This is a genomic window from Arthrobacter sp. P1_B11 (assembly GCF_056406715.1).
The window spans coordinates 61756-75441 of record NZ_JBFTZQ010000012.1; the positions used below are offsets into that span (position 1 = coordinate 61756).

Below are 13686 nucleotides of genomic sequence, written 5' to 3' on the forward strand. Positions count from 1 at the left end.
AACTCGCGAAAACGAGTTCTTCCTCGTGCTGCCGCAGTTCAGCGATCCGCGGCGAGACGGTGTCAGTCATTCGAGACTGTCCCTTCCGGCACGGCATCGGCGTCGTAGCTAAGCCCGATCTGGCGGCGGATCTCGTCCATCGCGGCCATCACCGCCACGCTCTCGTTCGGCGGGAGAGTGGTACCGGCAGTGGAGCCTTCCCGGACCAGGCGTTCCAGCTCAACCGCCTGGTACTGCATCCCCCGGCTCTTGACGGGCTGGTCGAACCTCTCCACAACATTTCCGCGCGTGTCATACACAGTGAAAGGCGTGGGGTTGTACCAAGTGGACTCGATGTCGATCCAACCCTCCGTCCCGATAACCACTGCCCGGTTCGCTCCGGCGGCATCCAGCTCACAGTCCACGAGGGCCTGCTGTCCTTGTGCGTACTCAAAGATTGCCGCAGTCTGGCGGTCCACGCCCGTGGTTGTCATCGAGGCACTTGCCCGAACGGCGGACGGAGTGCCGAACACGTCGAAAGCGAACGAAACCGGGTAGATGCCCAGGTCCAGCAGCGCTCCGCCGCCCAGCGCGGGGTCGTTCAGCCTGTGCGCAGGATCCTTCGGCAGGTTTTGATTGTGGCTGGCCACCAGCTTGCGGACTTCGCCGAGCGTGCCCTCGGCAATGATCTCGCGGATTCGGGCCATGTGGGGGAGGAATCGGCTCCACATGGCCTCCAGGACCACAAGGCCCTTGGCCTCGGCCAGCGCCACGATCTCCTGCGCTTCGCGGGCGTTCATGGTGAACGGCTTCTCGACCAGCACGTGTTTGCCGGCGTTCAGGGCGAGGAGAGCGTGGGCATGGTGGAAAGTGTGCGGGGTGGCAACGTAAACCACGTCAACGTCCGGATCCTCAACCAGCGCTTCGTAGCCTTCGTGGGCAGTGGGAATGTGGAACTTGTCGCTGAATGACTTGCTCGATTCCACCGTGCGGGAGCCGACAGCCTGGACAGTAAAACCGTTGTCGATCAGGTCCTGCGTTTGCAGACCGGCGATGAATCCGGTGCCGAGGATTCCCCAACGGATTTGTCCGTCAGAGGTGCCGTTGCTGTAGTTGGCCACGTGATTAGTCCTTTGTTGAATCTGAGCTAGAGAGCGGGTACGCCACGAACGCAAAGCGCTCAGAGTCCGGCGACCAGCTCGTGACGTTGAGGGTACCCTGGCCACCGAAAAGGGGCCACGTGTGCAGCGGCGTTGCCCAGTCACCGGTGGAGACAAGTACGACGGCGACAGGCAAGTCGGCGGGGTGGCCTTCGGTTCCGCGGGGGAACCGGATGTAGCTGGCAAAGCGCCCGTCGGGAGAGACGTGCGGAAACCAGTCGACGGTGTCAGACTCCAGGAGGCGCTCGAACCCGCTCCCGTCAACCTGCACACGGGCAAGCTGGGCGTGGCCCGGGAGAGAGGTAAAGGACTCCGTGTTCAGATAGAGCCACTTTCCGTCCGGGGAATACTCCGGTCCGTCACAGTGGCCGCTGCCGACATTGACGCTGGCGGTGGCGCCGCCGTCGGCCGGGATGGTCATCAGCCTGCCAGGTTGGGTGAAGTCGCCCGCCTCGATACCGACGTAGGCAAGCTCTTGGCCGTCCGGGCTCACCCCGTGGAGGAAGTGGAAGGATCCGTCGTCCTTGGTGATGCGCTCGGCCTGGCCGCCACTGAGCTCGGCACGGTAGATGTGGCCATCATTCGCCGAGAGGTAGATGCCGGTGCCGTCCGGGTCCAGGACGTGGTCATTGTTGAGGTCCGGGACGCCGGTGAGAGGCACTCCTGTCAGCGACGCGCCGGCGACGTCCAGCTTCCAGAGCTTCCCGTCGCCATTGAGGACGAGTGAACCGCCGTCGAGGGTCCAGTTCGGTGCCTCCAGGAGAACGTCCTCCGTTGAGTACACCAGCGCGGATTCTCCGGAGACCGAGGCGGCCCATACCTCGCAGCGCTGGCCGGGTTGGAGCGTGCGGATCACCTTGCTTCTTCTTTCGTAAGATCCTTGATCCTGATGTTCCGCCACCGGCACTGTGCGCCCTTGCCCCAGCGGGCTTCGCCGAACATGGCGTCATTGTCGTGCACTTCGAGCGCGATGTGGCCGCGCTCGCTGAGCACTCCAAGGACAGCGTCGGGATCGTAGTTGGGCGAGTCAAGGCTGGCGGTGTCCAGTTCGGCGACCTTGAGGCCGTTGACCCAGGTGGTGATGACCGGCAGTGTTCCTACGCAGCGGATCCTTAGCTCGTTCCAGTCGTCCCAGCGCCACACTTTGAGGAAATCCTCGACGTCGGCCGCGTATTTCAGCCGGGCACGTTTGTCTTCGGTGACGGGTTCCACCGAGGTGGCGGGATCGTCGGCAATCAAGCCGACCGGGCGGCCGTCGGCATCCCGCGCGGCATCGATCGCGAACGGCACGGCGGAAAAGCTTGCGAGTCCGTTGCCGAAGAATCCGCGGATGCCGCCGGACGGCCTGTGGTCCACCAAGACCTGGAAACCCTCCCACGTGTCTGGCCGGCGCCGGATCATGACGCCCGTGTCGGCCGGCCAGTCGGGGCGCATTTCCAGTACGAGCTCGAAGTCGCCGAACGCCTGCTCGCTGACCAGGTAGCCGCCGTACCCGCTGCCGGGGGAGTCTTGCTCGCCCACCAGGACTCCGTCCTCCACGAACCAGTGAGCCGCGTGCTTCTCGGGTTCCGCCGGCCGCGCCAGGCCGCGGCGGTCGAACAGCTCCAGGATGCTCGGACCACCCGGGTATTCCGTGCCGTAGACGCGGGGCACAGTGCGCCAGCCGGACAGGCTGACGCCGTCGAACAGCGGAAAGTACCCACCGCCGTCGGGCGCTTCAGCCTCAGAGGCAGTGTCCGGCGGGCCTGCCGGAGCCGTGTTGGGAAAACCCACCTCCGCTAGTCCTTGCTGCTGAAGGCGGCGTCGAAGGATGTTTGGGAGGCGGGGAAATCGAACTTCTTGAGCGCGGCGAGGGCTTCGGGGGCGCCGTGGAGGCGGTCCATGCCGGCGTCTTCCCACTCGACGGAAATGGGGCCGGTGTAGCCGATCGCGGTGAGGGCGCGGAAGGAGGATTCCCAGGGGACGTCGCCGCGTCCGGCGGAGACGAAGTCCCAGCCGCGGCGGGGGTCGCCCCAGGGAAGGTGCGAGCCCATGACGGTGTTCCGGCCGGTGGGGCGGAGCTTGGTGTCCTTGCAGTCCACGTGGTAGATCCGGTCCTTGAAGTCCCAGATGAAGGAGACGGGGTCGATGCCCTGCCACATGAAGTGGGACGGATCCCAGTTCAGGCCGAACGCCTCGCGGTGCCCGATCGCTTCGAGGGTCCGGACGGTGGTCCAGTAGTCGTAGGCGATCTCGGAAGGATGGACTTCGTGGGCGAAGCGGACTCCGCAGTCGTCGAAGACGTCCAGGATGGGGTTCCAGCGGTCGGCGAAGTCCTGGTAGCCGGCCTCGATGACCTTTTCCGGAACCGGCGGGAACATCGCGACGTACTGCCAGATGGAGGAGCCGGTGAACCCGACGACGGTGTCCACACCGAGGGCCTTGGCGAGCCGGGCGGTGTGCTTCATTTCCTCCGCGGCGCGCTGGCGGACGCCTTCGGGGTCGCCGTCGCCCCACACCTTCGAGCCGACGATGGCTTCATGGCGGAAGTCGATGGGGTCATCGCACACAGCCTGGCCCTTGAGATGGTTGGAGATGGCCCAGACCTTCAGGTTGTATTTCTCCAGGAGCGCGAGCTTGGACTCGACATAGCCGGGCTCGTCCCAGCGCCAGGCATCCAGGTGGTCCCCGGACACGGCGATTTCCAGGCCGTCATAGCCCCATCCGGACGCGAGCCGGGCAACTTCCTCGAAGGGCAGGTCGGCCCACTGGCCGGTGAACAGGGTATACGGGCGGGGCATGTCAGGCTCCTTCGGTGACCGGGGCGGCAGCGGATGCCGTCGCGCCGGTGGGCGGGATGAGTTGGATGATGGCACTTTTCGCGGCCGAGGACTCTTCGACGGCGTTCAGGACACGCTGGACGGTGAGGCCGTCTTCAAACGACGGGGACGGCGCGGTCCCTGTTGCTATCGCGGCGAGGAAGTCCCGGATTTCGTGGGTGAACGTGTGCTCCCAGCCGATGGTGTGCCCCTGGGGCCACCACGCGGCCAGATAGGGGTGCTCTGGTTCATTGACGAGGATGCGGCGGAAGCCCTGTTCCCGGATCGGAGCGCTGGCATCCAAATATCCGAGTTCATTCAGAGACTCAAGATCAAACAGAATGGTCCCACTGTCGCCGTAGATCTCCAGCGTCAGGGAGTTCTTCCTGCCTGTCGCCACCCTCGAGACTTCAACCGAGGCGATGGCCCCCGAGGCGAGGGACAGCGTGGCCCAGGCGGCGTCGTCGACCGTCACCTCTTCCATGCCGTGGGCACCCGGCCGCTGGGTGGTGAACGTGTGCATGCGGCCGGATACCTCGGTCACGGCGTCGCCGAGGAGGAAGAGCACCTGGTCGATCGCGTGGGAGGCGATGTCGCCCAGGGCGCCGGATCCTGCCGTTTCCTTGTTCAGGCGCCAGGTCATCGGCGACTCCGGATCCACGAGCCAGTCCTGCAGATAGGCTGCCCGGACGTGCCGGACCCGTCCAAGCCGGCCCTCGGCGATAAGCTCACGGGCCAGTGCCAGGGCGGGGACACGGCGGTAGTTGAAGCCGATCATCGATTGCACGCCGCGTTCCCTCGCGGCCCGGGCGGCGTGGGTCATGGCCTCTGCCTCGGCCAGGGTGTTGGCCAGCGGCTTCTCCACGAGCACGTGCTTGCCGGCCTCGAGCGCAGCGATGGCGATCTCGGCGTGCATCCAGCCGGGCGCGCAGATATCGACGATGTGGATGTCGTCCCGCTCCAAGACCGTGCGCCAGTCTGTGGCGGACTCCGCCCACCCATACTTGGCCGCGGCCGCCGCCACCTGGCCGGCGTCCCGGCCCACGAGGACTTTCTGCTCGAAGGCCGGGACATCGAAGAAGCTGGCCACGTTCCGCCAGGCATTGGAGTGGGCCTTGCCCATGAACGCGTACCCGATCATCGCCACGCCCAGAGTCCTGGTTCCCGGTCGCGTTCCTTGGGATTCTTGGGAAGTCATTGCACTGTTCCTAAAGTGTGGGTGCGGTGGGGTTCCAGTCCTCGGGGAGGGCTGCGGACGCGGGCGCTGAGCTTTCGACATCCACGAAGGTTCCCGATTCCATCGACTCTGAGATTGAGACCATGGTGTCCAGAACGTGGTAGGCGAGGTTGCCGGTGGCGCGGTGCGGGACTCCCGCTCGGATGGACCGGGCCATGTCCAGCACGCCCATGCCGCGGCCGTTGGCCGGACCGGTGGCCGGGATGGTGGTCCAGTCCTCGTCTCCCGCACGCCAGAGCCGCACGGCGCCGTCGAAGAAGTTGGGGTCCGGGAGCGAGATGGTGGCCTCTGTGCCGGTGATCTCCACGAATCCCATCCGCAGGCGCGGGGACTCGAAGCTGAAGACGCTGTGCGAGGACTGGCCGCCCTCGAACTGGGCCATGGCGCTGACGTGGGTGGGGACCTCGACGGTGAATTCCTCGCCGGCCTTCGGGCCGGAGCCGATGACGCGGACTTCCTTGGCCTTGGAGCCGACGGCGGCCACCTTCCGGATGGCGCCGAAGGTCTGTACCAGGGCCGTGAGGTAGTACGGGCCCATGTCGAACAGCGGTCCGGCACCGTACTGGAAGAGGAACGCCGGATTCGGGTGCCAGGATTCCGGTCCCGGGGTCTGGAAGGTGGTCATGGCTGTCAGCGGAGTGCCGATGTCGCCGCGCTCGATCAGCCGCCGTGCCGTCTGGAGGCCGGCGCCGAGGAAGGTGTCCGGGGCGCAGCCAAGCCGCAGCCCGGCCGCGTCTGCTGCCTTGAGCAGTCCCAGCCCGGATTCGCGGTCCAGCGAGAACGGCTTTTCCGTCCAGACGTGCTTGCCCGCGTTGACGGCGGCCGTGGCCACTTCAACATGGGCTGCGGGGATCGTGAGGTTGACGATGATCTCGACGTCGGGGTGGTTCAGTGCCGCATCCACCCCGCCCCATTCGGGGATGCCGTATTCCTTCGCCCGCGCCTCGGCGGCCTCCTCGAAGAGGTCGGCAATGATGTGGACCTTCAGGTCCGGGAAGACCGTGAGGTTGTCCAGGTACTGCTTGCTGATGACACCGGCGCCGATGACGGCGACGCCGACCGGCCCCCGGCGCGAAGCTGCGCCGCTCATGCGCGCGCGCCTTCGCTTGCCGCGGTGTTCAGGAAGGCGAGGCTCTGGGCGATGCCGTCGAAGATGTCACCGGAATAGTCGTCAAATTCCACGACACCCACTTCCAGGGATTTGGCCGCGCCGATAACGTCCCACACGGCGATCTTCCCCTGGCCGGCCGGCTGCTGGGCCTTGGTGTCGGTGCTGAGGGGCCCGTCCTTGATGTGGATGAACTTCACTCTGTCACCGAGGCGCTCAAGCACGGCCACGGGGTCCTGGCCGCCCACGGCGACCCAGTAGGTGTCTACTTCCAGGACCAGCTCGGGGTCGAGCAGCCCTGCGAAGTACTCCAGGGCGGTCTGGCCTTCGATGGTGGACTCCAGTTCCCAGGCGTGGTTGTGGTAGCCCACGCGGATGCCGTATTCGGCGCCCTTCTTGGCTGCGGCGTTGAGCTTGGCTGCGGTGCCCTGGATGTCCTCGGCCGACTGCCAGTGTTCTGCCGGCAGGTAGGGGTCAATGACGGTGCTGATGCCCAGCTCCTTGGCGGCGGCAAAGATTTCGTCCTGGTCCTGGCTGAGCAGGGGAGCGTGGCCGGACGGGGCGGTCAGGCCGTTTTCCTTCAGCGCTGCACCAAGTTCCTTGGCCGTGGCCACGAAGTTGTAGGGCTCAACCTGGGTAAAGCCGATCTCGGCTACCTTTCTGATGGTGCCGGGCAGGTCCTCCTGCATGGCATTGCGCAGGGTGTACAGCTGGAGTGAATAAGACATGTCGTTCCTTTGCGGGAGTTGGATTGTTCTCGAAAATGGGTCAGGGCCTAGCGGCCGGCGAGGGATCCGCCGATGCCGCCGACGCTGAAGTACTTGTTCAGGGTGGCGAAGACGATCACTGGCGGGAGCATCATGATCACGGCGAGGGCCATGACGGAGGTCCAGTCTGTCTGGTTCTGCTGGAAGAAGGACTGCACGCCCATGGGGAGGGTGAAGATCTCCGTGGAGCGCAGGAACACGATGGCTACGAGGTAGTCGTTCCAGGCCAGCAGGAAGGCGAAGATCGCGGTGGAGAGGATGCCCGGCAGGGAGTTGCGGAGCACCACCTTGGTGAAGGAGCCGAAGACGGAGCAGCCGTCGATCCAGGACGCTTCTTCGAGGCTGATGGGGATGGAGTCGAAGTAGGCGGCCATCATCCACGTGGCCACGGTCATGGTGGAGCCGACGTAGATGATGGTCAGGCCCATGAGGTTGTCCACCAGGCCCATCCCGGCGAACAGGATGAACAGCGGCACCACCGAGGTGATGATCGGCAGCGACTGCATGACGAACAGGAGCAGGGAGTAGCCGGAGACGGCTTTGCTGCGGCCCCGGGACAGGACGTAGCCGGCGGGTGCGGCGACGGCTACCGAGACGATCACGGTGCTGAGCGTGGTGATGAGGCTGTTCTGCAGCCAGGTGGCCGCGAGGGTTTCGGAGAACACGGAGCCGAAGTTCTCCAGCGTGAATCCGGTTGAGGTGCTGTTCGGACCCGGTGTGAAGGCGAGCACGACCGTGACCATGATGGGGACGAGAACGATCGCGGTGATGGCCAGGATCAGGACGAACCGCCACCATTGGTTGCGGTGCCCTGCTTCGGAAAGGACACTTCGGTTTTTGACGGGGCCGGTGTCGGCGACGCCGAGGACCGGGCCGGTTTCGGGATGGGCGTGGACTACTGCGCTCATTATTCGACGCTCGACTTTCGGATCTGGCGGTACAGGAGAACGGAGATGACCACCAGCGTCATGGTCATGAGGAAGGCGATGGCCACGCCGGGTCCGGTCTGGAAGTCCTGGAAGACGCTTCGGTAGGCAAGGACCACGAGGGAGGTGGTGGCGTCCACGGGACCGCCGCCGGTGAGCAGGTAGATGGTGGGGAAGTCATTGACGCAGAAGATGGTCATCAGGATCCAGCTGATGTAGGTGGACCTCGCGATCAGCGGCAGGGTGATCTGGCTGAACTGCTGCCAGCGGGTGGCGCCGTCCATGCTGGCGGCTTCGTAGACGGTGGTGTCAACGGAGGCCAGGGCCGCTGAAATCATCATCATCATGAACGGGAAGCTGACCCAGACTTTGAAAACCATGACGGTGACGGCGGCGAGGGTCGGGTCCGCGAGGAAGAGCGGGGTGCCCAGTCCCAGGTTCCTGAACAGTGACGGGATCAGGCTGTCCGGCGTGGCGACGAGCCAGTTCCAGGCGGTGGAGGACACTACGATCGGGACCACCCAGGGCAGGAGCAGGAGGACCTTGAACGTTCCGCCGGCGGGGATCTTGGTGCGCAGCAGGAGGGCCAGTCCCAGGCCGACGAGCCAGGAGCCGAACACTCCGACGATCGTGAACATCAGGGTGAATCGGGCGGCTTTCCAGAAGGCATCGGAGCCCAGGACATTGGCGAAGTTGTCGGCGCCGACGAAGTTGCCGGTGGAGATCAGGGAGCCGTCGTGCGTGGCCTGGATGCCCGCGTACACGAGCGGGTAGCCGTGGATGAGGACGAGAAGGATCACCGAGGGCAGCAGGAGCCAGAAGAATGTCCGGCTGGTCTGCGCGCTGAGTCTGCTCTTGCGGTTGGCCGGTCCTCCGGGCCCGCCGGGGGCAACTCCCCGGCGGGCCCGGCTCAGGCCGTTCTGTGCTGTAGTCACTGACATGGGAGGACCGCTTACTTCTTTATGACTGATTTAAGGCCGGACTCGAAGGCCTGCAGCGCGGACTTGGCGTCAGTCTTGCCGGTAAGGATGGTCTGGGTGAACTGGTTGAGCGCCTGGCCGCCGTCGAGGACGGCGAGGTTGTCGTTCAGCACGGTCCCCTGGGAGGCAAAGGTCTTGGCGATGGGCTGCCATTCCTTCACGATCTTGACGTTGTTCGGGTCGCTGGCGAACTCGGGGAGTTCGGTGATGGACTTGAAGACAGGAAGCGCGTTCATCAGCTTCTGCCGCCACAGTTCCTTGAGCTGGCCCATGTAGTGGACCAGGAACGCCTCCGAGGAAGCCTGCGAGGGGGTGTTCGTGTACATCATGATGTTGTTCGGGAAGACCAGGCCGTGCTTGTCGCCGTGCGGGCCGGCGATGGGGCTGGCCACCACAATGTCACCGGATGTGTCGCCAACGCGCTCTGGGACGCCCAGGACGTATGGACCGAAGGCGGCCTTCTTGTTCTTCCACATGGCGTTGAGGTTATCGGTGGTGTAGCTCACTGAGGCCGGGTCAATAATCCCGTTGGAGACCAGTTCGAGGAGGAACTCGATGGCTTCGACGTTGCGGTCGTTCATGACGTCGAGCTCGCCGTCCTTGGTGAACACCCCTCCGCCGTTGTTGACCATCATCATGATCATCGAGTGGTTGCCGATGTTGTTGCCTGCGCCGGAGCCGGTGGCGAAGCCAAAGGCGCCGATATTCTTGAGCGCCTTGCCGGCCTCAAGCAGGGAAGCCCAGTCCTTGGGCACCTCCACGCCAGCCTTCTCGAACAGCGACTTGCGGTACCAGAACACGCGCATGTCCAGCTGCCACGGGACGGCCACGTAACCCTTGTCGGACTTGAACGGTTCGAGCACGCCCGGCAGGAAATCATCGAACTGGCCGTTTTTCTTGAGCTCATCGACCACCTTGTCGGCGTAGGCGATCTGGCCCTGCTTCTCGAACTGGAAGGCCTGGAAACCGCCGCCGGTGGACACTGCAGGCCCGGTCTTGGACGCGATGGCCGAAGAGAAGGTCTGGTAAAAGTTGTTCCACTGGATGGTCTGGTAGCTGGCCTTCAGATTGCCCGAGGCCGGTGAATATCCGTCAACGAGCTTCTTGGCGGCGTCGTTGTAGGCCGGGGTGGCCCACGGCATGTCCCAGAACTTGATGACGCCGTTGCCCCCGCCGCCGCCCTGGGAGGCCGAGCCGCCGCCACAGGCGGCCAGGAGCGGAACGGAGGCCGCGGCGGCGGCGAAGCCAAGGAATCCCCGGCGCGAAAAGGCGGAGGATGCAATGGAGGATTTGGTAGACACGATGGTTTCCTTTCAGGTCCGGGCTAAGTGAATGCCCGGCCCCTTCTCGACAATGAGCGGATAGTGACTCTGGAATTGGAATGCTGGTGGTGCTGACTAGCTGTTGAGTTGGCTAAGGAGCGAAGTAACTGCCATGAACCGCGACAGATCGTTGGCGGGGGTCCCGGAAGACAGATGCGAGTGGACCCTCGACCAGGTGGTCCGGTGGGATGACTCGTACAGTGTGGGAAGCGTCGTCGCCCCTTCTGCCGTTACCATGCGGACTTCGGCCGGCCAGGCTGCTGCCGGGTCCGGCAGCACGACGTCGGCGCGTCCCGCTGACGTGAGAATCGAAACGCTGGCCGTGGAAGGCAGCGCCGACGTGATGATGCCCTGGAGCGCTGCAGGCACTCCACCGGCAAGGACTCCAGCCACGGTGTAGCCGTTCCCGCTGCGCTGGATCAGCCTCACGTCCTGCAGGTCAATCCCGCATTGCAGGATGACGGCGAGGTGTTCGGTCAGCAGGTGCAGGGGATCCGTTCCGGGCGGCGCCACGGCAACCGAGTCCAGCAGTACGGCCTCATTGATTGCGCCGGCAATCGCGCCGCGGACGTTCGTGCCGACCAGCGCTACGTTTCCGGCCCACTGCTGGTCAAGCACAACGACGGACCCCGCGGCGGGTGCCGTAGCGGTCAGCCCGGCAAGGTCCTCAGCCACCGGCGCGGAGACCACAACGCCCTTGGCGCCGCTGCGGATCGCTTCGGCGGCGCGTTCGGCCCACCCTGCATGACCGGCAACGGCGACGACATCCGGTGTGCCGGCATCGGGCGTTCCTGCCGCCGTGGCAAAAGACAGGGGGAGGGAAGCAACGACGGCGGAGACCGCACCTGACGCTTCGGCCTGCGGATCCGCGGATACGGACAGCTGCGTGGTCATGCGTTGATCTCCTCATCTGCGGTGGTCCCGCTGGCTGTGCCGGCATCAACCCGGGCTGTATCAAACCGGCTTGCGGCCGACTCGGCGATTGCCAGCGCGAACTCAAGGTCATGGATGAGCGTCTCGGCAGATGGCGGCCGGCCCGTTCCCCGCGCCAGCTCAGCCAGCTTGCGCCATTCGCCCTCGTAGCCGTTGTGGCCGAAGGGGCCCAGGACCGTGGTCTGCCCGGCTTTCCGGATCTGGGCTGTAGCGGAGCCTGCGTGAACATAGGACGGGGTGAAGTCGATCTTCAGTGCCGCGTCATTGCCGATGGCCTCGAATACCCAGGACGGTTCCCAGGTGGCGTTCATGGCGGCACGCAGTTCGATGGTGACATCCCCGGCCCGCAGGGAGATGACATAGCCGAAGGGTCGGGCGATCTCCGCGTGCAGGACTTCCACGGAGGCAAAGTCGCGGGTGAAACGGCGGACCAGGGGAAGATCGTGGATGGCCAGGCCCATCACTCCGCCCTTGAGCATGGCCTTGATGACTTCGGGGTCAGTTGAGTCGCGATCCGGCATTGGAACCCGGCCGACGATCTCCGTGGCGAAGTCCTCAAAGCGCGGATTGGGCGGCAGGACGATGGAGGACCGGATCGTGTGGACCTTCTCAGGGAGATCCTCCCAGGCCTCCTCGGCCGCCAGCCAGCCCGGATCGAAGGTGTGCATGGCGCCGACGATGATGGGAACGCCGGTTTCGGCTGAAACGGCGGAAATGCCGGCTGCTTCCTCGCCACTCATGGCGAAGGGCTTTTCGCACAGCACCGCCTTCTTGCCGGCCCGGCAGCTGGCGATCACCTGCGCCGCGTGGAACTGGTGCGGGCTGCAGATGGCAACGATGTCCACATCGGGATCGGCGAGGAGTTCTTCCATGCTGGTGCTGAAGTGTGCCCCCACCCTGCCGGCAACTGATTCGGCCACGGCCAGATCGACATCCATGATGTGGCGCACCTCAAGAATGTCGCGGAGCCTGGCCAGCGACGGGAGGTGAATTGCCTGGGTGACAGGCCCTGCGCCCAGAATTCCGACACCAAGCGGCGCCCGTGATGCCTGTTGTTCGCTCGACAAGATTATTACCTCTTTGTAATCGCTGGAACACTGCATGCCCCTGTCCGCGAATGCTTGGTGACGGGGCTCACAGCCAAAGCTAGAACTACTTTTGTCGATCGTCAAGCAAAAGTCGGAAAGTCTCCGACAATCTTTCTGGTGTGTGACACCCAGAAGCAATCGTGCTATCAAGGATCCATGAGTCCACGAACGGGTACAGGCAACACAGCGGAGCTGACTACTGCCGACGGCGTCGGCAGTCTGTCCCGCGCCGGCGACCTGTTTCAGCTCCTCCGCGACGGCAAGGCGCGAACGCGGGCGGAACTGGCCCTGACCACCGGGCTTGCCCGTTCAACCGTGGCTTCCCGCATTGACGCCCTGATCTCCTCCGGGCTCGTGGGCCCGGCGGGTGAGGCGACGTCGAGCGGCGGCCGGCCGCCGTCGCGGTTTGCCTTCAAGCCGGCCGCGCGGGCAGTGCTGGCTGTCGACGTCGGGGCGACGCACGTGATCATTGCGGTCACCGACCTCGGCGGGAACATTCTTACGGAGCGGCGGCTGGCCCAGGATGTGGCCGAGGGGCCGGAGGCCGTGCTGGGGCGGATTATCGCCGAGGCCACGTCGCTGCTCACGGAGACGGGACGGGCGCCGGGGGACCTTGCCGGCATTGGCATCGGGCTGCCAGGCCCCGTGGAACACGCCACCGGGATGCCGGTGAAGCCCCCCATCATGCCGGGCTGGGACGGGTTTGACGTGGTCCGCTATGTCCAGCGCTCGCTGCCTGTTCCGGTACTGGTGGACAACGACGTCAACATCATGGCGCTGGGCGAACGCACCGCCCACTGGCCTGAGCACGACAATTTCCTGTTCATCAAGGTGGCCACGGGCATCGGCGCCGGCATCATCAGCAGCGGTGAATTGCAGCGCGGCGCCAACGGCACGGCCGGGGACCTTGGCCATGTGCGGGTTCCCAGGGGCGACGAGGTGCTGTGCCGGTGCGGCAATTACGGCTGCCTTGAGGCGCTGGCATCCGGCCCGGCGGTGGCCCTTTCGCTGGCGGCGCAGGGGCTCAAGGCTGAAAACGGAGGGGACGTGCTTCGCCTGGTGGCCGCGGGCAACCTGCCGGCCATCCAGGCGCTGCGCCAGGCAGGCCGGGACGTCGGCGACGTGCTAGCCACGGTGGTGAACCTGCTCAACCCTTCCGTCATTGTGATCGGAGGCAGCCTTGGCCAGGCCGGCGAGCATCTCATGGCAGGCGTGCGCGAAGTTGTTTACCGGAGATCCCTGCCCCTTGCCACCACGCACCTGCGCATCGGCCTGTCCATGGCTGGAGACCAGGCTGCGGTACTGGGTGCGAGCCAGATGGTTACCCAGCATGTGCTGTCCCCGGCGGTCATCGAGGCCACGCTGCAGGCTACGGGGTAGTCGGAACA

At 65.1% G+C, this 13686-nt stretch carries 13 protein-coding genes; 1 reads left to right on the forward strand and 12 read right to left on the reverse strand.

All coding sequences use genetic code 11. The features are described 5' to 3' along the window. Positions 1–62 precede the first annotated feature (62 nt). The 12 genes from AC1D14_RS12015 to AC1D14_RS12070 all read right to left on the reverse strand — a co-directional run bounded on the left by AC1D14_RS12015 (position 63) and on the right by AC1D14_RS12070 (position 12277). Positions 63–1100 carry a Gfo/Idh/MocA family protein gene (locus AC1D14_RS12015; protein ID WP_230118739.1) on the reverse strand — a complete coding sequence of 346 codons (1038 nt, stop codon included), beginning with the start codon at positions 1098–1100 and terminating at the stop codon, positions 63–65. Positions 1101–1104: 4 nt separating this feature from the next. Beyond that, positions 1105–1995, reverse strand: a complete 891-nt coding sequence (locus AC1D14_RS12020; protein WP_230118740.1) for a TolB family protein — start codon at positions 1993–1995, stop codon at positions 1105–1107. After that, complete coding sequence (locus tag AC1D14_RS12025) at positions 1992–2912, reverse strand: 3-keto-disaccharide hydrolase (protein WP_230118741.1); 921 nt, start codon at positions 2910–2912, stop codon at positions 1992–1994. Before AC1D14_RS12025 ends, AC1D14_RS12020 begins: the two co-directional genes overlap by 4 nt. A gap of 5 nt (positions 2913–2917) precedes the next feature. Then, positions 2918–3919, reverse strand: coding sequence for a sugar phosphate isomerase/epimerase family protein (locus AC1D14_RS12030; RefSeq protein ID WP_230118742.1), 1002 nt, complete (start codon positions 3917–3919; stop codon positions 2918–2920). A 1-nt stretch (position 3920) separates the two neighbouring features. Then, the gene (locus tag AC1D14_RS12035; protein ID WP_230118743.1) at positions 3921–5135 is read right to left on the reverse strand and encodes a Gfo/Idh/MocA family protein; all 1215 of its coding nucleotides are present in this window, start codon (positions 5133–5135) and stop codon (positions 3921–3923) included. 10 nt (positions 5136–5145) lie between these two features. After that, positions 5146–6264 carry a Gfo/Idh/MocA family protein gene (locus tag AC1D14_RS12040; RefSeq protein ID WP_230118744.1) on the reverse strand — a complete coding sequence of 373 codons (1119 nt, stop codon included), beginning with the start codon at positions 6262–6264 and terminating at the stop codon, positions 5146–5148. After that, positions 6261–7010: a sugar phosphate isomerase/epimerase family protein gene (locus AC1D14_RS12045; RefSeq protein WP_230118745.1), complete on the reverse strand. Its 750-nt coding sequence runs from the start codon at positions 7008–7010 to the stop codon at positions 6261–6263. Before AC1D14_RS12045 ends, AC1D14_RS12040 begins: the two co-directional genes overlap by 4 nt. Positions 7011–7057: 47 nt before the next feature. After that, entirely contained in the window at positions 7058–7957 is a 900-nt protein-coding gene (locus AC1D14_RS12050; protein ID WP_230118746.1) for a carbohydrate ABC transporter permease, read from the reverse strand. After that, on the reverse strand, positions 7957–8916 hold the full coding sequence (locus AC1D14_RS12055; RefSeq protein WP_230118747.1) for a carbohydrate ABC transporter permease: 960 nt from the start codon (positions 8914–8916) through the stop codon (positions 7957–7959). Before AC1D14_RS12055 ends, AC1D14_RS12050 begins: the two co-directional genes overlap by 1 nt. Positions 8917–8927: 11 nt before the next feature. Next, positions 8928–10256: an ABC transporter substrate-binding protein gene (locus tag AC1D14_RS12060; protein ID WP_230118748.1), complete on the reverse strand. Its 1329-nt coding sequence runs from the start codon at positions 10254–10256 to the stop codon at positions 8928–8930. Positions 10257–10352: 96 nt separating this feature from the next. Continuing rightward, the gene (locus AC1D14_RS12065) at positions 10353–11171 is read right to left on the reverse strand and encodes a hypothetical protein (protein ID WP_476968560.1); all 819 of its coding nucleotides are present in this window, start codon (positions 11169–11171) and stop codon (positions 10353–10355) included. Continuing rightward, positions 11168–12277 (reverse strand): Gfo/Idh/MocA family protein, encoded by a 1110-nt coding sequence (locus AC1D14_RS12070; RefSeq protein WP_230118750.1) that lies wholly within the window; start codon positions 12275–12277, stop codon positions 11168–11170. The genes AC1D14_RS12065 and AC1D14_RS12070 overlap by 4 nt, the downstream gene beginning before the upstream one ends. Positions 12278–12454: 177 nt before the next feature. On the opposite strand from AC1D14_RS12070, the gene AC1D14_RS12075 reads away from it, so the two are divergent. Then, complete coding sequence (locus tag AC1D14_RS12075) at positions 12455–13678, forward strand: ROK family transcriptional regulator (RefSeq protein WP_230118751.1); 1224 nt, start codon at positions 12455–12457, stop codon at positions 13676–13678. Positions 13679–13686 lie beyond the last annotated feature (8 nt).